The sequence below is a fragment of the Janthinobacterium sp. 35 genome (assembly GCF_002754575.1).
Lineage (GTDB): Bacteria > Pseudomonadota > Gammaproteobacteria > Burkholderiales > Burkholderiaceae_D > Janthinobacterium > Janthinobacterium tructae.
Map to the genome: position 1 here is coordinate 539,720 of NZ_PEFN01000001.1, position 24,639 is coordinate 564,358.

Here is a 24,639-nt window from a genome sequence, read left to right on the forward strand (position 1 = left end):
AAAAGCGCTCCCGGTTAATTAGTTGTTAACCAAATTGGGGTGAGGCAGTACTTTTCAAGCATACACAAAACAGAAAACTGATGCATTCTTGCAAATGCTGGCGTGTGCGGCAGAAACACCTCAAATGGCGGGTGCTTTTGTCGTCCATTTGTCCAGCGCCGTCTCGTCGCTGTCGCGCGCATCGACCCAGCGCGCGCCTTCCGGCGTGTCTTCCTTCTTCCAGAACGGCGCTTCCGTCTTCAGGTAGTCGATGATGAATTCGCAGGCGGCGAAAGCCTCGCCCCGGTGGGCGGACGAGACGGCCACCAGCACGATCTGCTCCTGCGGCAGCAAGGGACCCACACGGTGGATCACCAGCGCGCCAGACAGGGGCCAGCGGCCCCGCGCCTGCTCGACGATGGCTTCGATGGACTTTTCCGTCATGCCCGGATAGTGCTCGAGTTCCATGGCGGCCACGTCCAGCCCTTCGTTCATGTCGCGCACCGTGCCGACAAAGCCGACGACGGCGCCCACCTTGGGGTTGCCTGCACGCAATTGTGCAATTTCTTGACTGAGGTCAAAATCGGCTTGCTGGACACGGACGGAAGTGCTCATTTGGCATGGCCTCCAATACGGCGCAGCAAGGTTTCGATACGGCTGGCCGTACGCGCATCGGTGGCAGCGGCAATCGCGCACAGTTGCATCAGCTGCGACGCTTGCGTGAGCGGCTTCTGGCCCGATTTCAGCGACGATTGCAACACCTCCACCTGCATTTTCAGGCGATCGCGGGCAAATTCGGCGCCGCTATCGACGCCGGCGACGATTTCCAGGCGCAACACTTCATCGCGCAAGCGCTCCTGGTTGGCCTGCAATTGCTGCACGTAGGCGGCGTTGCCCTCGCCCAGTGCCGCCTGCGCGGCGGCAAAGCGCTGCTGCAGGCTGCGTTCATATTGCGTGTCCAGCGCTGGCAAGGCGCTCCAGCGTTCGCTCCACGCTTGCGCGTCGGCGCCAGCGTCGCCATCGGCCAGTGCGGTTTCCAGCGATTGCACCAGGCGCAGCTTGTCGCGCAGGGCGTTGGCCTGGGCCGCACCAGCGCGCTCGGCGATGGCATCCGCTTGCGCTTGCACGCCAGCCACAGCGGCCTGGTAACGCTGCTCGATCTTCGCTTCGCTGGCGCGCGGCACGGGGCCGGTGGCATTCCAGGCGGCACGCGTGTCGCGCAGCAAGTGATTGATGAAGGCCGTGCGAGCCTTGTCGTCGCCCTCGGGCACGACGGCCGTTTCCAGGCTGGCGCACAGCGCTTCGCGCGCATGCAGGTGTTCGCGGCGCTCGTGGTCGGCCGCGTGGGCCGTTTCCTTGCGCCTGGAGAAGATATCATCGCAGGCGGCGCGGAAGCGCTGCCACAGCGCCTGTTCCGCGCGGCGCTCCAGCGGCAGGGCTTTCGCCAGTTCCTGCCATTTGTCCTGCAAGGCTTTCAGCATGTCGACCGTGTTGCGCTCCGATGGCTTGAGCAAGCCCACCTCGACGATCAATTGTTCGCGGCGCGCCGTCTCGATCTGGCGCTGCGTATCGAGCGGCTTCGACAGGGCATCCAGCGCGGCGCCGAACTCCGTATCCAGGCGTTTCTTTTCCTTGCGGTCAATGGTGCCCAGGCGCGTCCACGCCTGGCGCAAACGCTGCGAGGCGGAAGCGACGTGTTTCCAGTCGGTACTCTCTTCGGCCGCCAGGGCCGCCGTTTCCGCGATCAGTTCCTGGGCCTTGGCCGCATTGCCGTGGCGCTCTTCGGCCAGTTGCTTGAAATGCTGGGCCGCCGGCGCGTACGCCAGGCTGCAGGCGGCGTCGAAACGTTCCCACAGGGATTTCGGCGCCGGGCCGGACAAGGTATCGAGCGACTTCCAGCGCTCGCGCAGGCTGCCCACTTTCTTGGCCAGCTCGGCCATCGGCAGTTCCTGTGCCGGCAATTCTTCGCCCGCCTTGACCAGTTCCTCGCGCGACACGTTGCCGCCCCAGCGGGCCCAGTCTGCCAGGCGTTTGAATTCTGCCCGGACATGGGCCAGGCGGTCCGCTTGCGCCGGCGTCAAACGGCCGTGCTTGCTATCGCGCAAAGTCTTGTCATGCTCGGACGCCACGTGCAGCAAGCCATCCTGCAGCGCCGCTTCCATGGCGTCGAGCACCGTGAAGAACTGCTGCGTCGCTTCTTTCGACACGGGCGCATGTTCCTGGCGCGGCTTGCGCAACACAGGTCCAGGTCCAGGCTCGGCATGGGCCGCTGCGGCCTCTGGCGCTGCCGCCTGCACGGGTGCCGGCGCGCTGGCAAGCAGGGCCGCAAATTGCTGCTGCAGGCTGTCGGACAGCGGCGACTCGGGCATGCGCGGCAAGGCTTGCCACGCGCGTTTCAGGGTATCCACGTCGAGGGTGGCGGCGTCCTGCGCCTGCCATTCGGCCAGCGCGGCCTGGCGCGCGTCGAACACGGCCTGGTGCTGCTGCAGCGCTTGCAAGGCGGACTGCGCCTGTTCGCGTGCCTGGATAAAATCGCTTTCCAGGTGTTTCGGCAAGGAGCCGCGCTCGGGCGATTGCGCATGTTGCGCATGTTCCGCATCCAGGCGGGCCAGCGCCTGCGCCAGTTCCCCGGCGGACTGGCCATTGCTGGCCAGCGCGCGCGCGGCGGCGACGGCGTCGATCACGGCGCGCTGCAATACCACTTGCGCTTCCAGGCGCGCGGCCAGCGCGGCACGCGCGGCCGTAAAGGCGGTCTCCAGCTCTGGCGTGGCCTTGATGACTTGCCATTGGCGGTCCAGCTCGGCGACCTGGTTGGGACTGAGCTTGTCATCATTCAACAGGCGCTGGGCCGTGGCGATGCTGGCCTGGGCGCGCTGGGTTTCCGCCGCCTGATGACGGATCAGGTCGATGCGACCCTGCATCAGCTTGGCGACACGGCGGTCCGTGTTGCGCATGGCCTGGTGGACTTTTTCCAACAGGGGCAAGGCATGCACGTGTTCAGCGGCGATCAGACGGGCATCGGCAAATTCGCTGGAAACAATAAATTCAAAGGCGGCGGCTTCGTCGCCCGCCACGGCATGGGCACGCGCAACCTGTTCGGCGCGGCGCGATGCGCTCTGCGCCGAGGCGGCGGCCTGTTCTGCCACGACAGGGTCTGGTGCGGAAGGCTTGCTGGCAGAACGCTTGAAAAGAAATTCGAACATGACGGGTTTCGCGTGGATCAAAACCACCATCATAACAAAGCCCGGGGTATTGCATCGGACAGGTCTGTACAAGTTACCAAATGACTAACACAAGATTTCTTCCTGGCTGGCGCCAGCGCAAAATCAGGGGCGCGCAGCCGGTGCAAACGGGCGGACGGGGTGGGCGCTCGCTACCCGCTCAAGCCTGCGCACGCAGCGGCTGCTGCATGACAGGCAAGGCCGCCAAGGCATCGTCCGCCGAGGTGCCGGCGATGCCGGCGATGCCCGCGGTGTCAGCGGCGCCAGCAGGCGTGCCCGGCGCTGGCAAAGGTACGGGCAAAACAAAGGGCAGCACTTGCGCCTTGCCACGGCGCGCTTCCTGCGCGCGCGCATCGTGGGCGAGGAACTGATAGGCGATGGCAAACCACGCTTCGCCCACGATGACCTTGCGCGCCAGCGCGAACAGTTCGCGCTCTTCTTTTTCCAGGCGCTGCAGCAAGGCCACGCAAAAGGCGTCGATGGCCGCGCACAGCTGCCCGGCCTGCAATTCGGAATGCTCGAAGGCGGCGCCCGCGCGCTGCTGCACCAGATTGATGCTTTCCAGCGCCGCATGGTTCAAGCCATTGAGCTCATTGAGCAAACCGTCAAGCAAGCCATCCGCCTGCGGCGTGGCCTGGCGAATGGCGGGGATCAGATACATCTCCACCTTGCGCCAGTAGCCGCCCTGGTACAGCCGGTTCAGCCAGTCGCCCGTGTACTGCAGTTGCGCCAGGCTCAGCCTGCTCTGCTGGCGCAGTTGCACCTGCATGTATTTTTGAAATGCCAACAAACTCATGCGGATACTTGCCTGTTCCACCGACAGGGAAACCAATATATATGTTGCAGTAAGCATGCACTCACTCCCGAAAATGCGCTGGATGTCTGATCCTGGAAGTGAAAGTGTAAAGACTACCGACAGGGTCGGGTTTGATCCTGCACAAACCCGCAGCGCCTTCTTTCAGGGCGCGCGCAGGCCGATATGCAGGTTGACCACGCCCGGCTCTTCCGATGGCGTGACTTCGCCGCCAAAACTTTTCACCAGCCGCTGCATGCCCTTGTTGCGCGCCATCGCCTCGCCCACCAGCGCTTCCGTGCCGCGGCTGCGGAAGTAGTCGACCAGTTTTTCAAACAGGATATGGCCCAGGCCCTTGGCTTTCAGGGCCGAGCGCACGGCGATGGCGAAATCGGCGTGGATATTGTCCGGGTCGGCCACGGCGCGCACCACGCCCAGGGTTTCCGGCTTGCCGTCCGGGCCCGTGTGCGTGGCGATGAAGGCCATGGCGCGGTCGTAGTCGATCTGCGTCAGGCGCGCCAGCTGCGACACGGGCAGCTCGCGCATGGAGGTAAAGAAGCGCAGGCGCACGTCGTCCGGGTCCAGCGCATTGAACAGGTCCATGTGCTGCGGCGCATCCTCGGGGCGGATAGGGCGCAGCAAAATGGATTGCCCCATCCACGTCACCTGCTCTTCCAGCTCCTGCGGGTACGGGCGGATGGCCAGGCGGTCGCTCTTCTGGCCCGGTTGCAAACGGATGCGCGCGTCGAGGGCGATCACGCCGTCCGCGTCGGCCACCAGCGGGTTGATGTCGAGTTCGGCCAGCTCGCCGATATCGGCCACCAGCTCGGCCACCTGGATCAGGGTGTAGCAGATGGCGTCGATGTCGGCCGGCGGCTGGTTGCGGTAGCCGGCCAGCAGTTTCGACACGCGCGTGCGCGCCAGCATGTCGCGCGCCAGCACCATGTTCAGCGGCGGCAGGCCGATCGAATGGTCGGCCGTCACTTCCACGGCGATGCCGCCCTGCCCCACCAGGATGACGGGGCCGAACGCGGCGTCCGTGGTGACGCCGACGATCAGTTCATGCGATTGCGGCCGGCGCGCCATCTGCTGCACCGTAAAGCCGTCGATCAGCGCATCGGGGCGCATGCGGCGCACGCGCTTGAGCATGGCGGCAGCGGCCGCACGCAGGATGTCGGGCGTGTCGAGGTCGAGCGCCACGCCGCCCACGTCGGATTTGTGGGCGATGTCGGGCGAATGGATTTTCAGCGCCACCGGGTAGCCGATGTCCACCGCCACGGCCAGCGCCTCTTCCACGTCGGCCGCCATGCGCGTAATCGCCACCGGGATGCCGTAGGCGGCCAGGATTTCCTTCGAGCGGCACTCGCCCAGCACCGTCTGGCCGGCCGCCAGCGCGGCGGCGACGATTTCACGCACGCGCGCGCGGCGCGGCGTGGCCGACATGGGCAGCTGCGCCGGCACCTGCATCAGGGTTTCCTGGTTGCGCCGGTACTGCACGATCTGCATGAAGCCATGCACGGCCTTTTCCGGCGTGTCGTAGGTGGGAATGCCGGCGCGGTTGAAGACCTGGCGCGCGGGCGCCACGGTGGTGCCGCCCAGCAGGCACGACAGCACCGTGCGCGAAGTGGCCTTGATCAGCGGCGTGACGGCTTCGGCGATGTCGATCGACGAGACCATGGCCGTGGGCGCGTGCAGCAGCAGCAAGGCGTCCGCCTGCGGCTCGTCGAGCAGCGGCTTGATGGCGTCGACATAGCGCTGCACGGGCGCGTCGCCGGGCAAGCCGACGGGGTTGTCGTGCGACCAGCCGCGTGGCAGCGCCTTTTCCAGCGCGATCACGGTATCGGGCGACAGCTCGGCCAGCTTGCCGCCGCTACCCACCAGCGCATCGGTGGCCATCACGCCCAGTCCGCCGCCATTGCACAAAATCGCCAGGCGCTCGCCGCGCTGGGCGCGGATATGCGTGAGCGTTTCCACCGCATCGAACAGTTCCTCGGCCGAATACACGCGCAGCATGCCGGCGCGGCGGATGGCCGCGTCATACACGGCGTCGGAGCCGGCCAGCGCGCCCGTATGCCAGGCCGCCACGGCGGCACCTTCGGCCTCGCGTCCCGCCTTCAGGACGATGACGGGCTTGCTGCGCGCTGCCGCCCGCGCCGCCGACATGAATTTGCGCGCCGCCTGGATGTCTTCCATGTACAGCAGGATGGCGGCCGTGTCGATGTCGCCGGCCAGGTAATCGAGCAGGTCGCCGAAATCGATGTCATAGCTGCCACCGAGCGAAATGAACTTGGAAAAACCCACGCCGTGCGCGTTGGCCCAATCGAGCACGCCCGACACCAGCGCGCCCGATTGCGACACGAAGGCGATCTTGCCGCTCGTCGCGCCCAGGTGGGCGAAGCTGGCATTCAAGCCCAGTTTCGGCACCAGCAGCCCCATGCTGTTGGGACCGAGGATGCGCAGCAGATGCGGTTTGGCCGCTTTCAGCATGGCCAGGCGCAGCGACTGCTCGCGCACGGGGTCGAGGCCGGACGTCATGACGATGGCCGCGCGCGTGCCCAGCGCGCCCAGGTCGCGGATCAGCGCCGTGATGGTGGCCGGCGGCGTGCAGATGATGGCCAGGTCCGGCGCCTTGGGCAAGTGCGCCAGCTTGCGGTAGCATTTCAGGCCCATCAGCTCGTCGTACTTGGGATTGACGGGCCAAATGTCTCCTTGATAGCCGCCCCCCAGCAGATTGGCCAGGGCGATGGCGCCCAGCTTGTGGTCGCGCGCCGTGGCGCCGATCAGGGCCACCGAGGCCGGCTTGAACAACTTGTCGAGATTACGGATACTCATGTTCTGGCCTCATGGATTGCCGGAGCGGGATTGCCGGAGTGGCTGCGCCAGTGTATAGGATGCGCCGTCAAAAAAACTTGACCTTGTGGCGCGTTTCGCAAAAAAACCGCGCGCGCCTACCAGCGCGAGCGATGGCTTTCCGTCACGCCCGCCAGCTGCGCCACGATGCGCTTGGGAGATTGCGCGCTGGTGCGGACCCAGCCGCTGAAAGTACCGATGGGCTGGATGTAGCGGCTGGCGGCGATCACCAGGTTTTTGTCTTCGCGCCGCGCCCCTTCCGGCTTGAAGTGCAGGTCCAGCAAATCGTCGTCCGTCCATACGTGCCACGGCGCCAGCGGGTTGTCGGGATTGAAGTCGAAATGCGCGCGGCCCAGCGCATATAGCTGGCCATCGAGCCACAGCGCGTTTTCATGCGCGCCGAAATAGCCGGCCTGCAGGTTGAAACCCAGGTCCAGGCTGTGCGCCGAGGCCCAGCGCCATTCCGTCTCGCGCGCCAGCAAGCCGTTCGAATAGTCGAAGCTGGCCACGTCGTCGTCCAGGCTGTAGCCGATGGCGCCGCAGCGCACGCTGCCCCACAAGGGCAGGCCGCCCGACTTTTGCGTCGCATGCACGCTGCCGCCTTCGGGCACCGGCCCGATCGCCAGCAGGGTCGGCGCCACGGGCGGGCCGAATTCCGCATCGATGCCGAAATGGCCGCAATCGAGCCGCAAACGGTAGCGCTGCTGCGGCTGCGCCTCGATGGAGATCAGGTGCGAGAGGAAGCGAAAACGGCTGCTGGCGCCCGCGTGCGGCGCCACCGATGCGCACAGGCCGGGGATGCCATCTTGCGAAAAGCTGGCCACGATCTTGCCCTTGTGGCGGTCGAAGGCATACGCGAACGCCGTGCTGGTCCAGCCCAGGTCGACGATGGCCACGCCGCAGAACAGGGTGGGCGTGGACAGGGCCACGTAATGCCAGCGCTTGTGGTGAAACAGGCGCCAGAGGGCGCCGCGCGCGTGCGGCGGCGCCAGCGCGGCCCAGTCGAAGGCGTTCAATTGCCCCGTGTAGCGGCCAAAACATGGCACGCCGTCAGCGTCGAGCAAGGAGGAAGGAGCCGGTGGCAGCATCATGCGGCCCGCCTTGCGGCAGCGCCGCTGTCGTGCAGGGCCTCGGCCAGCTGCGCACCGAAGGCTGCCGGCTGCGCCTGGGCTATCTCGACCTGCGGACACGCATGCCAGAGCGCCAGGCGCTGCACGGCGCCGGCCACGTCCTGCACCAGGCGGGCGCTGAGGCGCACGCCGTCTTCCAGCACCAGCGACTTGATCTCGAAGCGCCCCTGCGCGCGGTGCGCCTTGGCGTCCAGGCGCCCCACCAGCGCACCGCGCCGCAAGATCGGCAGCGTGAAGTAACCATAGCGGCGTTTTTCAGCCGGCGAATAGCATTCGAGCCGGTAATCGAAGCCGAACAGTTCCAGCGCGCGGCGCCGGTCCCACACGACGGGATCGAACGGCGATAAAATCGTCGTCAGAGTGGGCGAGAGCTTGCTGGCCGCCGCGTCGTGCAGCAGTCGCCCATGCTCCGCATGCACGTAGACGGCATCATCCCAGCCGGCCACCGCGCGGCGCAGCAGCGCGCCCTCGTCCACCAGCGCCTGCAGATCGTGCACCAGGCTGGCGCGCGCTTGTTTCGTGCGGAAGTAGTCGCTGATCCAGCTGGCCCGCGCCAGGCCCAGCGCCTTCACGCTGGCCAGCAGCAGGCGCCGGCGCACCTGCTCTTCAGGCGGCAGCAAGCCATCGTGCCAGCCGGGCAGCACGCGCTCGGCGAGGTCGTAATAGCGCTGGAACTGATGGCGCTTGGCGATCATCAGCACGCCCGACGTAAACAATACCTCCAGCGAGCGCTTTTCCGGTTTCCAGCTCCACCAGCCGCCCGCCTTGCCGTCCGTGCGTTCAAAATCGGCCGAGCGCGCGGCGCCGTTGGCGCGGATGTGCTCGAGCACCGACGCCACGGCATCACCCTGCTCGGCCATCCATTTGACCGAATACTTCCAGCCCATGGCGGCCGGATCCAGCATGCGGTGGCGGTACAGGCCATAGTCTTCGATAGGCACGAAGCACGCTTCATGCGCCCAGTATTCGAACAGCGCGCCCTCGGCCAGCAATTGCTCCAGCCACGGTTGCGGATAGTCGCCCAGCCGGCTCCACAGCACCAGATACGGGCTGCGCGCCACCACGTGGATGGTGTCGATCTGCAGCACGCCCATCTGCCGCACGGCGGCCAGCACGTCGGCCTTCACGGCTTTCTTGCGGCGCGCCTGCAGCAAACCCTGCGCGGCCAGGTGCAAGGCGCGCGCGGCGGCCAGCGATAACGGGGGGAGGTCGGAAGGAATGGGCTGGTGTGGGCTGTGCATAGCTGAAAGATACCGCATTCCGCGTGACACTTGCAGGTTTTATCGCTATTAAGAATCTCTTAAGAACTTCTGCGCATGATCCGGGACGACATATTTTTTGGGATGCTACGCGTGCAATTGTAAATGATTCTTATTGCCCCCATGATTCCCATTCCCCAAACAAGACAGACCAATCACTAATCCACCCTTCAGGAGTTTGCATGTCCAACCGCACCCGCCGCGCGCGCCTGCCGCGTCCCACCACCCTGGCCCTGGCCATGGCCGCCCTGTCCTGCCTGCCGGCCTACGCGCAGACGGGCACGCCTGCCAGCATGCCCGAAGTGGTGGTTTCCGCCTCCGGTTTCGAGCAGGACATCAAACAGGCGCCGGCTTCTATTACCGTGCTGACGCGTGAAGAGCTGTCGAAGGAGCGCTTCGGCAACCTGACGCAGGCGCTGGAAAGCGTGGAAGGCATCGACGTGGGTGCGGCGGGCGACAAGACGGGCGGCATGAACATCAGCATCCGCGGCATGCCCAGCGACTACACGCTGGTGCTGATCGACGGACGGCGCCAGAACGCGGCCGGCAACGTCACGCCGAACGGCTTCGGCGGCACGCAGACGAGTTTCATGCCACCGCTGGCCGCCATCGAGCGCATCGAAATCATCCGCGGCCCCATGTCGACCCTGTACGGCTCGGACGCGATGGGCGGCGTGATCAACATCATCACGCGCAAGGTGGGCAAAGAGTGGATGGGCTCCGTCTCGGCCGACTACACGGTGCAGGAAGAATCGGATTTCGGCGACGTGAAAAACGGCCGCTTCTACCTGAGCGGCCCCATCGCCACCGACCTGCTGGGCCTGTCCCTGCGCGGCAGCAAGCAGCGCCGCGATGCGGCCAACATCCGCTACAACGACGCGGCCGGAGGGGAAAATGTGCCGAGCATGGGCGCCAACCCCGTGCGCGCGGACATTGAAAACTTTGGCGCGCGCCTGGCCTTTACGCCTAACCGCTACCACACCGTCATCCTCGACGCCGACGCGGGCCGCCAGACCTACGACAATTCGAAGAAGCAGCTGGGCACCCTGGGCTTGCAGGGCGGCTACGGTCCCGAGCAGAAATACAACCGCGACCAGTGGACCCTGTCGCACACGGGCCGCTTCGGCTTCGGCACCCTCGACAGCAGCTACATGGTGAACAAGACGGAAACTCTGGGCCGCACGATTCCGCCAGGCACGCCAGGCGCCGTGGCCGGCAGCGCACGCACCTTGGAAGTGGAAAGCCAGGTGTTCGACACCAAGCTGGTCATGCCATTGGGCAAGCACATGGCGACCGTCGGTGCGCAATGGTGGAAGGCGGAAATGACGGACGGCGTGGCGCCGAAGAAATTCGAATTCACGCAAAAAGCCCTGTTCGTGGAAGACGAATGGCAGGTGCTGGAGAACGTCGCCCTGACCGTCGGCGCCCGTTATGACGATCACAGCATCTTCGGCGGCCAGACCAGCCCCCGCGCGTATGCCGTGTGGAACGCGACGCCAAGCTGGACCGTCAAGGGCGGCGTCAGCAAGGGTTACAAGACACCGCGCGTGGAACAACTGTCGCCAGGCATCAACGGTTTCGGCGGCCAGGGCACGATTCCCCTCGTCGGCAGCCCGAACCTGAAGCCGGAAACGAGCACGACCACGGAAATCGGCGCCTACTTCGACAACCTGGCAGGCTGGACGGCCAGCGGCTCCCTGTTCAACAATACATTCAAGGACAAGATCACGACGGGCACGGGCCTCGTCAACTGCGACTACCTCCCGTCGCCGAACCGTCCCGGCTGCGTCAGCTTCGGCAACTGGCCCAACGTCGATGCATTCGGCCAGTCCGTCAATGTGGATGAGGCCGTCACGCGCGGCGTCGAGCTGAACACGCGCTTCCCGCTGAGCAAGGCGCTGTCGGCCAGCGCCAACTACACGTACACGGAAAGCGAACAGAAGAGCGGCAGCAACGCGGGCAAACCGCTGAGCGACACGCCCAAGCACGCCGCCAACGCGCGCCTGTCGTGGGATATCTCGCGCGAGTGGAATGGCTGGCTGCGCGCCGAGTACCGCAGCGAGCGCTTCCGCGATCCGGGCACCTCGGCTTCCACGCGCGCCGCCAAGGCCGCGCTGGGCGACTACAAGGGCTACACCATGCTGCACCTGGGCACCAGCTACCAGCTGAACAAACGCGTGACCCTGAACGCGGCCGTGTACAACCTGCTCAACAAGGACTTCATCGACTATCAGCCGTACCGCGCACCGGCATTGACCTACGCCAACCGCTATGTCAACAGCATGGACGGTCGCCGCTTGTGGCTGTCGGCCTCCGTCGATTTCTGATGCGTTGATGGCTGACCAGCCATAGAGCATAACGGGCTGCCTGCGGGCCGCCCGTTTTTACGTCAAGCCGCTTTGGGCTTGTCGATGCAGTAGCCGATCGCATGCACGGTGCGTATCAAGTCACGCCCCAGCTTCTTGCGCAGGTGGTGGATATGCACTTGCACGGCATTGCTCTCCACTTCATCTCCCCAGCTGTACAGGTTTTTCTCCAGCTGTTCCCGGCTCAGCACCCGGCCGCCGTGCTCCAGCAGCAATTGCAGGATGCGGAACTCCTTGACCGTCAAGGTCACGGGCCTGCCCCCTTGCGTTACCTGCCGGTCGGCGATATCGAGCACCAGTTCGCCGTGCACGAGGTGCTCGCGCAGGCGGCCGGCGGCGCGGCGGCAGGCGCTGCGGATGCGCGCGGCCAGCTCGTCGAGGTCGAACGGTTTCACGATGAAGTCGTCGGCACCCGCGTCCAGGCCGGCGATGCGCTCGCCCACCGTGTCGCGCGCCGTGACGATCAGCACGGCGCCGCTGTAGCCATTGTCGCGCAGCATGCCCAGCGCCTGCATGCCGTCCTGCCCCGGCAAGCCCAGGTCGAGCAGGATGCAGCCATAGTCGTGCAGGCGCACGGCCGTGTGCGCGTGTTCAGCGCTCGTGACCCAGTCGACGGCATGGCCGCCTTGTTCCAGGCCGATCTGCGTGGCGCGGCCCAGTTGCGGGTCGTCTTCGGTCAGCAAGATGCGCATGGGGAAAGCGGCGCGGCCCGCTCAGTCCTTCTTCTTGATCAGGCCGGCCAGCGCGGCGAACGGATTGTGCGTGGCGGGCGCCACCTCGGCCGACAGCAGGCCGGCGCCACGGTCCGCTTCCAGGTAGCGCGAGTGCTCATTGTCGTGGCAATACAGGCACAGCAGCTCCCAGTTGCTGCCATCCGGCGGATTGTTGTCGTGGTTGTGGTCGCGGTGGTGCACCGTCAGTTGCTGCACATTGGCACGCGTGAATTCGCGCGTGCAGCGGCCGCATACCCATGGATACATCTTCAGCGAGCGCTCGCGGTAGCCGCTCTCGCGCTGGTCGGCGGCGCGGCGCGCTTCGGCCACGATCTTGTCCAGTCTTGCCGCGTCGGGCTTTTTACTCTGCATGACAACTTTCGATATGGGAGGATGAAGTCACCATTTTAATGACGATGCAGGTCGAATTGTACTTTTTCTGCCACTTCCCATGCCCGTGCCACCACTGCGGCGCTTTTTTTAGCATGCGCAGCGCCACGCATGTTTGATTTAACGCAGAATTAACGCAGAATAGGACCAGCGACAGACTACGAACGGACGATGGGGACAGCAACAGGGCGCAGCGCAAGCAGGTCGAATCGGCTATCATGCGCGCCACGCCGCTCCTCCACGTTCCCCTTTTCCATGACCCTAGCCTGCAAGCGCCCGTGATAGCGATAACAAGACCCCTGCAACGCCTTGCCCGCCGCCTGTACCGTCTCAGCCTGGTGCCCCTGTTCGCGCTCATCTTGCTGCTGGCCCTGTGGGCGGCCGTCTTTTACCAGGTGGGCCAGGAGCGGGCCAGCGCCGCGCGCGACGCCGTGGCCGTCAGCCAGTCGCTGGCGCGCACCCTGGCCGACCATACCAGTTTCACCCTGCGCCAGACGGACCACGCCACGCAATTGTTCAAGCTCAAATACGAGGAAACGGAGGGCAGCCTGCGCCTGAATGAATTCATGCGCCGCCAGGGTCTGCTCGACAGCGTGCTGCCGTCGAAGCTGGCCTTGCCGATCGCCCTCGTCGATGCGCAGGGCAATGTGCTCGACAGCGCCAATGCGTATTGGCCGGAGAACCTGGCCAGCCAGGCATTTTTCAGGGCGCTGGCCGCCAATGCATCCGACACGGCCATGGTCGACACGCCCATGCTCGACGCGGCCAGCAAGCACTGGAGCATCCGCCTGGCGCGCCGCCTGAACGATGCGCAGGGCCGCTTTGCCGGCGCCATCATCATCCACGTCGACCCTGCCTATTTTGTCGACGACTACGACCGCCTGGACCTCGATGAACAGGGTGCGCTGATGCTGGTGGCGCGCGACAGCGGCCTGACGGTGGGGCGCATCGGCGAACAGCGTATCCTCAGCGACCGCATCGACTTCCGCATGCCCGGGCCGCCGCAGCATGCCGCCGAAGAACTGCTGATCGAGCCGGCCGTCGACACAACGGCGCGCATCTACAGCTACCGCGAACTGGCGCGCTACCCGCTGCTGGCCGTGGTAGGCGTCAGCCGCGCCGTCGCCCTGGCCCGCTTCGAACACCGCCGCCTCGTGTATGTCGGCGCGCTGCTCGCCGCCAGCGTGCTCATTGCCGGCTTTACGGCCTTGCTGATGCGCCAGAGCGCGCGCCTGCGCCGCAGCATCCGCCAGGCCACGGAAACGCAGGCGCTGCTGCGCGCGGCGCACCACGGCAGCCTCGACTCGGTGCTGCTGCTGAAAGCCTGGCGCCCCGCGCCAGGCAAGCCGGTGGAAGACTTCACCTTCGCCGACGTCAACGAACGGTCCGCCGACATGCTGGGCAAGCCACGCTCCGAACTGCTGGGCCTGCGCGTGCTGCAGCACATGCCGCTGCTGCGCGGCGAGCGTTTCTTCCAGCGCTTCGTGCGGGTGATGGAAACGCGCCAGCCGCTGGAGGACGAATTCGAGCTGACACTGGCCTCGGGCGGCACGCGCTGGCTGCGCCACCAGGTGGTGCCCATCACCGACGGCGTGGCCGTCACCTCGCGCGACATCAGCGCGCGCAAGCACGACGAACTGGCGCTGCAGGATAATCGCAGCTTCCTGCAGTCGCTGATCGACCATTTGCCCGTGCTGGTCTACGTGAAAAGCGCGCGCCCGGAAAACTTCGGTAAGATGGAAGTATGGAACAAGGCGGCCGAGGATATCACCGGCCACCTGGCCGCCGACGTCATCGGCAAGACCGATTGCCAGGCCTTCCCGCCCGGCTTCGGCCTGCACGACGCCGGGGACGACCGCGCCATCCTGGCCGAGCGCGGCGTCATCGACCATACGGAAAAGCCGCTGCGCCTGGCGGACGGCAGCCTGCGCTACGTGCGCTCCGTCTCCGTGCCCGTGTTCGACGAGCGCCAGCAGATCGAACATATCCTGTGCATCGCCGAGGATGTCTCGCAGCGCCGCCAGCAAGAACTGGAACTGCGCCAGAAACAGGCCGAGCTGGCCGCCGTCAACGACGCCTCGCCGCTCGGGCTGGTGCGCCTGGACCGCCAGCGCCGCTGCACCTACGTCAACCGCACCTTCGAATCGATCACGGGCCTGCCGCGCGCCGCCGCCCTGGGCGCCGGCTGGACCAGCGCCCTGCACCCGGACGACTATCCGCTGATGCACGTGGCGCTGGAACAGCTCAAGCGCAGCCACGCGCCGTTCCAGTCCACCTTGCGCTGCCTGCAACCCGACGGCAGGCTGGTCTGGGTCTCCGTCAAAATTGCCCCCATCCTCATCGACGGCCAGATCGATGGCTACGTGGGCAGCCTGGACGACATTACCACCTTGCGCGAATCGGAAGTGGCGCTGTTGGAGAGCGAAGCGCGCCTGCGCACCATCGCCGACACCCTGCCAGCCATGATCGCCTACATCGATGCCGACCAGGTCTACCGCTTCCTGAACATCGCCTATGAACGCGAATTAGGCCTGACGGGCCGGCAAGCGCTGGGCAAGCGCGTGTGCGAGACCGTCGGCGAAGCGCGCTACCGCACGGTGGCGCCGTATATCGAGCGCGTGCTGGCCGGCGAAACGTTGAGCTTCGAGGAAGAGGACGAGAAGGAAGGCATCGAGCGCTGCCTGGAAGTGATCTACATCCCGCAGATCGGCGAAGACAAGCTGCAGGTGGCGGGTTTTCACGTGATGCGCCAGGATATCACCGTGCAAAAGCGCGAAAAACAGCGCTTGCTGAAGCTGGCCCAGGTCGACGTGCTGACCGGCTTGTCGAACCGCGCCGGCTTCCAGCAAAAACTCAGCGACGCCATGCACGCGAGTCGCCAGCAGCAGCACCTGATGGCCGTCATGTACATGGATATCGACCGTTTCAAGCCCGTCAACGACACGCATGGCCACGGCACCGGCGACGCCCTGCTGCGCGCCTTCGCCCAGCGCCTGACGCAGACCATGCGCGTTACCGACATCATCGCCCGCCTGGGGGGCGACGAATTCACCATCATCATGGAACAGATCGCCCGGCCCGACGACGCGGCTCTGCTGGCGGAAAAGATCGTCACCGCCATGCAACAGCCGTTCGAACTCGATGGCATCACCGTGCGCATTTCCGCCAGCATCGGCCTGGCCTTCTACCGCGACGAAGACATCCCCCCTGCCGTGCTGCTGCAGCGCGCCGACGTGCTGCTGTACCAGGCCAAGCAGGATGGACGCAATACTTATCGCGCCGGCGCGACGGTAGATTGAAGGCTGGGGTCTGCCCCCAGTCATTCCTGCTATATTGGCGCCTGTCTTCCCTACCCTTGCCCCATCATGCGCCTGCTGCACACTTCCGACTGGCATCTGGGCCAGACCCTGCACAACTATGAACGGGGCTACGAACACCAGCGCTTCCTCGACTGGCTGCTCGACACGCTCGTGGCCGAACGCGTCGACGTGCTGCTCGTCGCTGGCGACGTGTTCGACAACGCCAACCCGTCGGCCGCCTCGCAAAAGCAGCTGTACGTGTTCCTGCAGCAGGCGCGCGCGCGCCTGCCCGCGCTGCAGCTGGTCGTCGTCGCCGGCAACCACGATTCGGCCGGCCGGCTGGAAGCGCCCGCCCCCCTGCTGGCCGCGCACGGCACGCACGTGATCGGCCACCTGCTGCGCGACGAAGCGGGCAATATCGACCTGGAGCGCCTGCTGCTGCCGCTTACCGGCAGCGATGGGCAGGTGCAGGCCTGGTGCCTGGCCGTGCCTTTTTTGCGTCCCGGCGACGTGCCGAAGCTGCCGGCCGGCGACACCCAGGATGCCTACCTGGGCGGCATCGCCCTGCTGTACCGCCAATTGACGGACCTGGCGCTGGCGCGCCGCCAGCCCGGGCAAGCCATCGTTGCCATGGGCCACTGCCACATGGTGGGCGGCGAAATGTCCAACGATTCCGAGCGCCGCATCGTCATCGGCGGCACCGAGATGCTGCCGTCGGGGATTTTTGACGCCGCCATCGCGTATGCGGCGCTGGGCCATCTGCACAAGGCGCAGGCCGTCGGCGGGCAAGAACATATCCGCTATTGCGGCAGCCCGATCCCCCTGTCGTTTGCAGAAGTACACTACCGCCACCAGGTGCTGTGCCTCGATATCGACGGCGAAACGCTGCAGTCGGTGCGCGTCATCGAAGTGCCGCGCGCGGTGCCCCTCTTGCGCGTGCCCGCCACGCCGGCGCCCATCAACGAAGTGCTGGCGCAGCTGGCCGCCCTCGACATGCCGGACGCACCGGCCGAAGCGCAACCGTTCCTGGAAGTGCGCGTGCGCCTCGATGCGCCCGAGCCGGGCCTGCGCACGCGCATCGAAACGGCGCTCGACGGCAAGCCGGTGCGCCTGGCAAAAATCGAAACGTCGAGCGCCGCGCGCAGCAGCGCGCCCGAGAACATGACGCTCGACCAATTGGGCCAGCTGCAGCCCGACGACATCTTCCGCCGCCTGTACCAGCAAAAATACGCCAAGGAAGCGCCACCCGAACTCCTCTCGGCCCTGGCCGAACTGCTGCTGCCCGGCGCCTGACTGCTCCCGAAAAACCATGAAAATCCTGAACATCAGCGGTAAGAACCTGGCCTCGCTGGCCGGCGAATTTGAAGTCGACTTCCAGCAGGAGCCGCTGGCGTCCGCCGGCCTGTTTGCCATCAGCGGCCCCACGGGCGCGGGCAAGAGCACCCTGCTCGACGCCCTGTGCCTGGCCCTGTACGACGCCACGCCGCGTTTGCTGAAAGTGCTGGGCCGGGGCAGCGCCCTGCCCGACGTGGGCAAGGAAACCGTCAACGCCCAGGATACGCGCACGCTGCTACGCCGCGGCACGCCGGACGGTTACGCGCAAGTGGACTTTGTCGGCAACGACGGCGCCAGCTACCGCGCGCGCTGGAGCGTGCGCCGCTCGCGCACCCGGGCCGAAGGGGCGCTGCAGGCGACCGCCATGAGCTTGCATCAGTTGCCCGCGCTGCAAGCCATCGGCGGCACCAAGACGGAAGTCAAGGAAGAAATCGAAAAACGCATCGGCCTGTCCTTCGACCAGTTTACGCGCGCCGTGCTGCTGGCGCAGAACGAGTTTTCCACCTTCCTGAAAACGGAAGACAATGAACGGGGTGAATTGCTGGAAACCCTGACGGGCAGCAGCATCTATACCGACATTTCCATGCGCGCCTTCGAGCGGGCGAAAAAGGAAAAACAGGTCCTCGAACGCCTGGGCGAAAAACTGGCCGACCAGCGGCCCTTGTCGCCGGCAGAGCGGTCCGACACCGAGGCGCTGTGCGGCGCGGCCGACACCACGCTGCAACACATCGACTTGCGCAAGGCGGTGCTGGAACTGCAGCAGCGCTGGCACCAGGAGACGCATAAGCTGCAAACCCAGGTGACGGCCGCGCAAGAGGCGCTCGATAGCGCGGATGCCGAACGCGCCGCCGCGCAAGAACGCCGCGCGGCGCTGGTGCAATGGGAACTGCTGCAGCCGGCGCGTCCCCTGATCGACGAGGTGGCGCGCCTGGCCGGCGACATCGCCGGCAGCGGCGCCGCACTGGAAGCGTCGCGCGTGCAGGCGGCGCAAGCCGTCGCCGCCGAAGCGCAACTGGCGCAGGCCGTACAGCTGGCGACGGCGGCCTTGCTGGCCAGGGAAGCGGCGCAGCGCGATGCGGCGCCCCTGCTCGACCAGGCCAAGGCGCTCGACGCCGGCATTGCGGCACAATTGCCCGCGCATGGCCAGGCATGGCAGGCCGCGCAGGCCGCCGACCAGGCCAACGAGGCGGCGCGCAGCGCGCTGCAGGCGCTGCAGCAGCGCCAGCACGCCGCGCTGGCGGAACAGGAAGCGGGCCGCCAGTGGCTGGCATCGCACCAGCAGTGGCAGGCGCTGGCGCAAGCGTGGCAATTGTGGGATCAATTGTTTGCCCAGGCCGGGCAAGCGGCCGCGCAAGCCGATGCGGCCGACGCCAGCATGGCTGAATCGGCGCAGCAGGTGCGCCAGGCCGTTGACGCCACGCAGGCGGCGCAAGCGGCGCTGGCCAGCGCCGCTGCCGCGCTGTCCGTGCGCGATGCGCAGCGGCGCGAGGCGACAGCCACCGTGCAAGCCATCGATGGCCAGGCGCTGCAGGAACAGCGCGGCCAGCTGGAGGCGCACGCGCGCATCTTGACCAGCGCGGAAAAAACCTGGAGCGAACTGGCACGCCAGCAGCAGGCGCTGGCGCACTGGCAAGCGAAGGCGGCCCAGCTGGCGCAGGCCGCGCAAACGGAAAGTACGGCCTTGGCGGCGGCAGCGGCGCAAACGCCGCTGCTGGAAGCGCGCCTGGCGCAGGCAGAAAAATCCTTGAAGGGCGCGGAAGCGGCATGCGCGGCCAGCGTCGAGCAGCTGCGGGCCACCTTGCAGGATGAGCAGCCCTGCCCCGTCTGCGGCGCGCTGGAACACCCGTATATCCACGCTGGCCACGCTGGCCACGCCGACAACGCCTTGCAGGCGATGCTGGCCAGCTTGCAAGATGAGGTGCTGGCTTGCCGCATGCAGGCGCGCGGCAATGTGGAACGCCTGGCCACGCACAAGGCGGCGCTGGCCGCCCATGTGCACGAACAGGCGCAGACGGCGGAAGAATTATCTGCGCTGCCGTCCATCATCGACAGCCTGAATGCACAGTGGCAGCCGCATGCCGACACCCTGCAACTGCCGCAGGAAGCGCAGCGCGCGGACTGGTTCACGCAGCAGCTGGCAGCCAATGCGGCCGGCTTGCAGGCGCTGGCGCAGCAGGAGACGGCGCTGCGCCAGGCAAGTACGCTGCGCGAGCAGGCGCAGGCGGCATATGAACTGGCATCAAACGAGCACGCGCGCTGCACCAGCATCGTCGCCGATGCACAGGCGCGGCTGGCGCAGCTGCAGGCGCAGCAAGCGGGCAACGCCGACAAGGGCGAGACGGCGCGCGCCGCGCTCGATGCCTTGCTGGCACAGCTCGATGGCGCGTTTGCCGACGCCGACGGCGCCGAAGACTGGAAAGACAACTGGCGCGCTGGCCCGGCAGCCTTCCGCGCCGCGCGTGAAGCGGAAAGCCGGCAATGGCTGAAACAGCAGGCGGACCAGGACCACCGCGGCCACGCGCTGGCGACCCTGGCCGCGCAGCTGGATGCGGCGCTGCTGGCCGCCGGCAAGGCGCAGCAAACGGCGCAGGAGACCCACGCCGCGTTTGCCGCCGCCGACAAACAGCGCACGACACTGCAAGCGGGGCGCAACGCGCTATGGCAGGGCCAAGCCGTGACCGAGGTGGAAGGCGCGCTGGCAGGCGCCATCGCGCGTGCAAAAGATCAGCTGGCGCAACAGCAAACGGCGGCGCAAGCGGCCAGCCAAGCGCGCACGCGCCTGGACGAAGCGTGCGCGCAGCTGGCGCAGCGCCTGGCCGCCCTGCGTGAACAGGAACACGGCGCCAGCGCCGCGCTGCACGACTGGCTGCGCCGGTTCCAGCTTGCCCACCCTGGTCACGCGCCCGCCGACATGGCCGGCTTGCGCGCGCACCTGGCCATCGCGCCGGACGCCATGCGCGCCGAACGCGACGCCCTGCAAGTGATCGCCGACCGCCACACGGCAGCCGTTTCCGTGCTGGCCGAGCGCCGGCAGCAGCTGGCCGCGCACGTGCAGCAGCCGCCGGAAGCGCTGGAAATGGACGTGGCTGCGCTGCAGGCGGCGCTGGACGCACTGCTGCTGGAACGCCAGGCGGCCAACCAGGAAGCGACGCGATTACGCCTGACCATCGCGCAGGACGACGCCAGGCGCCACAGCGCGCAAGCGATGCTGGCGCAAATCGAGGCGCAAGCCGTCATCGAGCGGCGCTGGGCCAGCCTGGATGAATTGATCGGTTCGGCCGACGGCAAGAAATTTCGCAACTACGCGCAGCAATTCACGCTGGAAGTGCTGCTCGGCTATGCCAATGCGCATTTGAACCACCTGGCGCGCCGCTATCAACTGGAACGCATCGACAACCCGGACAAGCCGTCGCTGGGCCTGATGGTGCGCGACCAGGACATGGGCGGCGAGCTGCGCTCCGTGCACTCGCTGTCGGGCGGCGAATCGTTCCTCGTCTCGCTGGCCCTGGCGCTGGGCCTGGCCTCGCTGTCCTCGAACCGGGTGCGCGTGGAATCGCTGTTCATCGACGAAGGCTTCGGCAGCCTGGATACGGAAACCCTGCGCGTGGCCATGGATGCGCTCGACGGCCTGCAAGCGATGGGCCGCAAGGTGGGCGTCATCTCGCACGTCCAGGAAATGACGGAACGCATCGCCACCAAGATCCTGGTCCAGCCCGGCTCCGGCGGCAAGAGCGTGGTGACGGTGCACTAGGTCGCTAGCGGCTGGCCGCCTCCCGGCACAGCTTGAGCATATCCCAGCCCAGTTCGCGGCGGATCTGCTCGGGGTCGGGCGGCGGCCGGCGTTGTGCCAGCTCCGCTTTCAGCCACTTCCTGACCAGCTCCTTGGCGGGCTGTACGGGCTTTTCCTTGTCATGCTTGTCCATGGTGCTACCTCTTCAACGGCGGTCAGACGACCTCCCATATACGCTCAACGTCACGGCGCGGATTCAGTTGACCTGCGCGTGGCGCAGATGCAACAACGTGTAACGATGGCCGGAGTGCGTTAAAATCGCCGCCTTCGCGCAGGCATCGCCTACGCCCCGCAACAATTCAAGGAACCCCATGAAAGCCGCCCGCAGCCTCACCTTCAAGTGCGTAAAATGTCACAAATCCATGCAGGTCTACCTGCAAAAAGTCTCCGCCTGCTCGCATATCCAGCCGTATCAGGGCATTTGCGCATGCGGCGAACTCAAGCGTCACGCCACGGGCCAGGCCGATGCCGTCAAGTCTTACCTGGAATCGGCAGACGGTAACTGGGCGCACCACCACTAATGGTTAAAGAATGGGCGTAGAACGCCGTTAATAACGGTACTTCGCTCATTGAGAAACCGCCATGTCCCAGCTTCCCGCCCTCGCCAGCCGTCAACCCGCCTCGAATACGCTGGCCGGCCAGCAACCGTCCCGCACGGGCAGCGGCGCCACGGGGCTGGCGGCTTCGCCCCTGATGCAGCGCACGGCGCAAGACGTGGTGGCCCTGTCAAAAAACGGCCTGGACCTGTCGGCCAAGGGACTCTCGCAACGGACCGATGCGCTGGGCAACGCCACTGTCGATGTGGCGCAAGATTTTCTTGGCAACATGACGCGCCAGCTGTTCGGTGACGGTGCCACTGTCGCCTTCGATTCGGTCGACCTGCAAGCCGGTTCCAGCTTCAGCAGCGGCAGTGCCAGCATCTCGGGCACCAAAGGCAGCAGCCGCACCGCCGCCTTCAGCCTCGATGAAAACGCGCATTTCATCGGCAAGGGCAAGATCACCACGGCCGATGGCCAGACCTTCGACTTCGAACTGGAAGTGCAATATCAATCGAACATCAGCGCGGGCGCCTTTGCGCACACGCAAGATGATGCGCAGGAAGTTCCGCCATCCGATGACGCCGCCCTGCCCGCCAAAGAGTTGCCCACCACGACCTTCGCCGGCAATCTGCACGACCTGTTCAAGCTGCTGGGCCAGCAATTGCAAAGCAATCTCTATCACGGTACGTCCGACGGCGCCAGCGCCAGCGGCAACAATGGCGAGCTGGCGGGCAGCCTGAGTTTGCGTTTGCTCAAGCTGGTGCAGCCTGACAATACCGCCGAGGCCGCCAAAAAAACCGTGGAAACCACGCCCGCAGACCAGGCGCGCGCCCGCGCGCTGGCACTCGCCTATGGCACGGACAGCGCTGACGGCACGGCCAGCGACGTATAATGGAAGACGGCCTGCGCAGGCGACCATGCCGCGCGCCCCCTTCTATCGATTGAATCCCATGTCCGACACCTCTTCACCTACCGTTCATCCGCAGATCCACTGGAGCGAAAACGGCGCCCAGCATTCGGCCCGCTGGCGCTCGGAAAGCGGCATGCCGCCACCCAAGCGCGTCGTCATCGCCGATGACCGCACGACGGCCGACCAGGCTTACCGCCTGGCCTGCGAAGGCACGGCCATGCTGTGGCGCGGCGACTTCCAGAACGCGCGCCAGCTGCTGCAGGCACTGGCGCGGCGTGCCGACCACAAGAACGACAAACCGAGCAAAAAAGCCAAGGCCGCCAAGCTGGTACAACCGGAACCATCCGCCACCGAAGCGTTTCACTTGCACCGCCAGGCGCAGTCGCAACGCGCCCGCACCCTGGCCATGCTGCTGCTGCCTTTTGACGCCGACTACACGATCCCGCTGCGCCGCGCGCCGGACGTGAAACTGGCGTGCAATGAGGCGTATGGCCGTGGCGAAGTAGCCTTCGTCGCCTCGCTGCGCGAGCTGCTGGGCCTGATTGGCGCGCACGAATGGCGCCGCACGGGCGTGGAACTGCCGGCCCTGGGCCAGCGCATCCACCCGCACTACGGCGTGTTCGCGCCGATCCGCGGCGAATACGTGGGCCTGGTGGCCGACGCGCCGCTGCCCGCGCGCGCCAGCCTGGCCTTCGACATCGGCACCGGCACGGGCGTGCTGGCCGCCGTGCTGGCGCAGCGCGGCATCCAACGCATCGTCGCCACCGACCAGGACCCGCGCGCCCTGTCCTGCGCGCGCGAAAACCTGGCGCGCCTCGATTTGCTTGACAAGGTCGACGTGGTGCAGGCCGACCTGTTCCCTGCGGGACGCGCGCCGCTGGTCGTGTGTAATCCGCCGTGGCTGCCGGCCCGCCCCAGCTCGCCGATCGAATACGCCGTCTACGATCCGGACAGCCGCATGCTGCGCGGTTTCCTCGCCGGCCTGGCCGAGCACCTGGAAGCAAATGGCGAAGGCTGGCTGATTTTGTCGGACCTGGCCGAGCACCTGGGCCTGCGCCCGCGCGCGCAATTGCTCGAATGGATAGCGCAAGCGGGTTTGAAAGTGATCGACCGCCTGGACGTGAAACCCACGCACCCGCGCGCGCAGGACGCGACGGACAGCCTGCATGCAGCCCGCTCGAAGGAAGTCACGTCGCTGTGGCGCCTGGCGGCGGCGTAATCCTGGGTCTGACACCAGGCCATTGCGCATTGCAGCAAACCCCGCTATAATTCGGCTGCGGGGTGGAGCAGTCTGGCAGCTCGTCGGGCTCATAACCCGAAGGTCACAGGTTCAAATCCTGTCCCCGCAACCAATACATAAAAGCCGCTGATTCCTGCAAGGGATTCAGCGGTTTTTTTTGTCCAGGGTGCGCCACCAAGTGAGCCACCTTAGGGTGTGCGACTGGCCGGCAAACACTGCGTACGGATTCCAAAACGAGCAATTTTTCTTGCAGCACCCAAGCCGGTCTCACGCCGACTTCCTTTTTAAGCACGCGGAATCGGCGTCGCCTCTGCTTCAAAAACCGTCTCATCAGTTTCAACAAACCAGCACACGACCGGCGTCGCTACCCAGACCGGCGTATCGCGATGATCATTTCAAAAAATACAAACTGTCGAAATATTTTACAAAAACAGCGAAAGTAGAAAGTTATTTCCCATGGTCAATTGGAAATTGATCAGGCTGTCATAGCAAGAACGTGGCAATGATCACAGCAGGAACAGAAAATGCATTGCGCTGATCCAGTCCTCACTTTCCAGACGGAGCGATTCATGAAAACGCTACGAAAAATTATAACAATCCTGGTGATAATGTTATGTATTGGCTTTCCCTTTGCGCAAGCGTCGACGATTTCCCATACGACGACTTACCTTGGCAGCGTGCAATGGCGTTACGACAGATTCGCCATTGCGTTTGATTATCTCGCAGGCGGAACACCCGGCGGACAGTTGTTTACGGTGAGCGATCCCCCTCACGCTCAATATTATTGAGCAAGGTATTACCGTCGATCTTGCCGCGGTGCCACTT

The 24,639-nt window shown here is 65.7% G+C and carries 17 protein-coding genes and 1 tRNA gene; 9 read left to right on the top strand and 9 right to left on the bottom strand.

The features are described 5' to 3' along the window. Nucleotides 1-120: 120 nt before the first annotated feature. The 6 genes from moaE to CLU93_RS02470 all read right to left on the bottom strand — a co-directional run bounded on the left by moaE (nt 121) and on the right by CLU93_RS02470 (nt 9,214). Nucleotides 121-594: a molybdopterin synthase catalytic subunit MoaE gene (gene moaE, locus CLU93_RS02445; RefSeq protein WP_099759852.1), complete on the bottom strand. Its 474-nt coding sequence runs from the start codon at nt 592-594 to the stop codon at nt 121-123. After that, nucleotides 591-3,182: a DUF349 domain-containing protein gene (locus tag CLU93_RS02450; RefSeq protein WP_099764198.1), complete on the bottom strand. Its 2,592-nt coding sequence runs from the start codon at nt 3,180-3,182 to the stop codon at nt 591-593. Before CLU93_RS02450 ends, moaE begins: the two co-directional genes overlap by 4 nt. A gap of 178 nt (nt 3,183-3,360) precedes the next feature. Beyond that, nucleotides 3,361-4,053, bottom strand: a complete 693-nt coding sequence (locus CLU93_RS02455) for a hypothetical protein (protein WP_143451684.1) — start codon at nt 4,051-4,053, stop codon at nt 3,361-3,363. A gap of 105 nt (nt 4,054-4,158) precedes the next feature. Beyond that, nucleotides 4,159-6,825 carry a bifunctional acetate--CoA ligase family protein/GNAT family N-acetyltransferase gene (locus CLU93_RS02460; protein ID WP_180287788.1) on the bottom strand — a complete coding sequence of 889 codons (2,667 nt, stop codon included), beginning with the start codon at nt 6,823-6,825 and terminating at the stop codon, nt 4,159-4,161. 116 nt (nt 6,826-6,941) lie between these two features. Next, complete coding sequence (locus CLU93_RS02465) at nt 6,942-7,934, bottom strand: DUF2804 domain-containing protein (protein ID WP_099759854.1); 993 nt, start codon at nt 7,932-7,934, stop codon at nt 6,942-6,944. Next, complete coding sequence (locus CLU93_RS02470) at nt 7,931-9,214, bottom strand: winged helix-turn-helix domain-containing protein (protein ID WP_099759855.1); 1,284 nt, start codon at nt 9,212-9,214, stop codon at nt 7,931-7,933. Before CLU93_RS02470 ends, CLU93_RS02465 begins: the two co-directional genes overlap by 4 nt. 200 nt (nt 9,215-9,414) lie before the next feature. Here CLU93_RS02470 and CLU93_RS02475 point away from each other — a divergent pair, with 200 nt between their 5' ends. Further along, the gene (locus tag CLU93_RS02475; protein WP_099759856.1) at nt 9,415-11,559 is read left to right on the top strand and encodes a TonB-dependent receptor domain-containing protein; all 2,145 of its coding nucleotides are present in this window, start codon (nt 9,415-9,417) and stop codon (nt 11,557-11,559) included. Nucleotides 11,560-11,621: 62 nt separating this feature from the next. Here the strand turns inward: CLU93_RS02475 and CLU93_RS02480 are convergent, their stop codons facing one another. Both CLU93_RS02480 and CLU93_RS02485 read right to left on the bottom strand, forming a co-directional pair. Further along, on the bottom strand, nt 11,622-12,290 hold the full coding sequence (locus CLU93_RS02480; RefSeq protein WP_099759857.1) for a winged helix-turn-helix domain-containing protein: 669 nt from the start codon (nt 12,288-12,290) through the stop codon (nt 11,622-11,624). Nucleotides 12,291-12,311: 21 nt separating this feature from the next. Beyond that, nucleotides 12,312-12,683, bottom strand: a complete 372-nt coding sequence (locus tag CLU93_RS02485; RefSeq protein ID WP_010396763.1) for a YajD family HNH nuclease — start codon at nt 12,681-12,683, stop codon at nt 12,312-12,314. A 296-nt stretch (nt 12,684-12,979) separates the two neighbouring features. On the opposite strand from CLU93_RS02485, the gene CLU93_RS02490 reads away from it, so the two are divergent. The 3 genes from CLU93_RS02490 (at nt 12,980) to CLU93_RS02500 (ending at nt 21,086) form a co-directional block, all read left to right on the top strand. Beyond that, on the top strand, nt 12,980-16,000 hold the full coding sequence (locus tag CLU93_RS02490) for a PAS domain-containing protein (RefSeq protein WP_257224848.1): 3,021 nt from the start codon (nt 12,980-12,982) through the stop codon (nt 15,998-16,000). A 66-nt stretch (nt 16,001-16,066) separates the two neighbouring features. Then, nucleotides 16,067-17,293, top strand: coding sequence for an exonuclease SbcCD subunit D C-terminal domain-containing protein (locus CLU93_RS02495; protein WP_099759859.1), 1,227 nt, complete (start codon nt 16,067-16,069; stop codon nt 17,291-17,293). 16 nt (nt 17,294-17,309) lie between these two features. Further along, a complete protein-coding gene (locus CLU93_RS02500) occupies nt 17,310-21,086 on the top strand; it encodes an AAA family ATPase (RefSeq protein ID WP_099759860.1) in 3,777 nt (1,258 codons plus the stop codon). Nucleotides 21,087-21,090: 4 nt separating this feature from the next. On the opposite strand, the gene CLU93_RS28130 is transcribed toward CLU93_RS02500, so the two are convergent. Beyond that, nucleotides 21,091-21,258: a hypothetical protein gene (locus tag CLU93_RS28130; RefSeq protein ID WP_180287789.1), complete on the bottom strand. Its 168-nt coding sequence runs from the start codon at nt 21,256-21,258 to the stop codon at nt 21,091-21,093. 178 nt (nt 21,259-21,436) lie between these two features. Between CLU93_RS28130 and CLU93_RS02505 the strand changes: the two genes are divergently transcribed. From CLU93_RS02505 to CLU93_RS02525, 5 genes are all read left to right on the top strand, one after another. Further along, a complete protein-coding gene (locus tag CLU93_RS02505) occupies nt 21,437-21,646 on the top strand; it encodes a hypothetical protein (RefSeq protein ID WP_099759861.1) in 210 nt (69 codons plus the stop codon). Between the two features lie 61 nt (nt 21,647-21,707). Next, a complete protein-coding gene (locus CLU93_RS02510) occupies nt 21,708-22,556 on the top strand; it encodes a hypothetical protein (protein WP_099759862.1) in 849 nt (282 codons plus the stop codon). A 58-nt stretch (nt 22,557-22,614) separates the two neighbouring features. Next, a complete protein-coding gene (locus CLU93_RS02515; protein ID WP_180287790.1) occupies nt 22,615-23,793 on the top strand; it encodes a methyltransferase in 1,179 nt (392 codons plus the stop codon). Between the two features lie 56 nt (nt 23,794-23,849). Beyond that, nucleotides 23,850-23,926 (top strand) — tRNA-Met (locus tag CLU93_RS02520). 457 nt (nt 23,927-24,383) lie between these two features. Beyond that, nucleotides 24,384-24,602, top strand: a complete 219-nt coding sequence (locus tag CLU93_RS02525) for a hypothetical protein (protein WP_143451685.1) — start codon at nt 24,384-24,386, stop codon at nt 24,600-24,602. Nucleotides 24,603-24,639 lie beyond the last annotated feature (37 nt).

Coding starts and splice junctions, on each gene's coding strand:
- CLU93_RS02475 (WP_099759856.1), top strand. CDS start 9,415: ATGTCCAACCGCACCCGCCGCGCGCGCCTGCCGCGTCCCACCACCCTG.
- CLU93_RS02505 (WP_099759861.1), top strand. CDS start 21,437: ATGAAAGCCGCCCGCAGCCTCACCTTCAAGTGCGTAAAATGTCACAAA.
- CLU93_RS02465 (WP_099759854.1), bottom strand. CDS start 7,934: ATGATGCTGCCACCGGCTCCTTCCTCCTTGCTCGACGCTGACGGCGTG.
- CLU93_RS02480 (WP_099759857.1), bottom strand. CDS start 12,290: ATGCGCATCTTGCTGACCGAAGACGACCCGCAACTGGGCCGCGCCACG.
- CLU93_RS02460 (WP_180287788.1), bottom strand. CDS start 6,825: ATGAGTATCCGTAATCTCGACAAGTTGTTCAAGCCGGCCTCGGTGGCC.
- CLU93_RS02510 (WP_099759862.1), top strand. CDS start 21,708: ATGTCCCAGCTTCCCGCCCTCGCCAGCCGTCAACCCGCCTCGAATACG.
- CLU93_RS02455 (WP_143451684.1), bottom strand. CDS start 4,053: ATGCTTACTGCAACATATATATTGGTTTCCCTGTCGGTGGAACAGGCA.
- CLU93_RS02525 (WP_143451685.1), top strand. CDS start 24,384: ATGAAAACGCTACGAAAAATTATAACAATCCTGGTGATAATGTTATGT.
- CLU93_RS02500 (WP_099759860.1), top strand. CDS start 17,310: ATGAAAATCCTGAACATCAGCGGTAAGAACCTGGCCTCGCTGGCCGGC.
- CLU93_RS02485 (WP_010396763.1), bottom strand. CDS start 12,683: ATGCAGAGTAAAAAGCCCGACGCGGCAAGACTGGACAAGATCGTGGCC.
- CLU93_RS02495 (WP_099759859.1), top strand. CDS start 16,067: ATGCGCCTGCTGCACACTTCCGACTGGCATCTGGGCCAGACCCTGCAC.
- CLU93_RS02450 (WP_099764198.1), bottom strand. CDS start 3,182: ATGTTCGAATTTCTTTTCAAGCGTTCTGCCAGCAAGCCTTCCGCACCA.
- moaE (WP_099759852.1), bottom strand. CDS start 594: ATGAGCACTTCCGTCCGTGTCCAGCAAGCCGATTTTGACCTCAGTCAA.
- CLU93_RS02515 (WP_180287790.1), top strand. CDS start 22,615: ATGTCCGACACCTCTTCACCTACCGTTCATCCGCAGATCCACTGGAGC.
- CLU93_RS28130 (WP_180287789.1), bottom strand. CDS start 21,258: ATGGACAAGCATGACAAGGAAAAGCCCGTACAGCCCGCCAAGGAGCTG.
- CLU93_RS02470 (WP_099759855.1), bottom strand. CDS start 9,214: ATGCACAGCCCACACCAGCCCATTCCTTCCGACCTCCCCCCGTTATCG.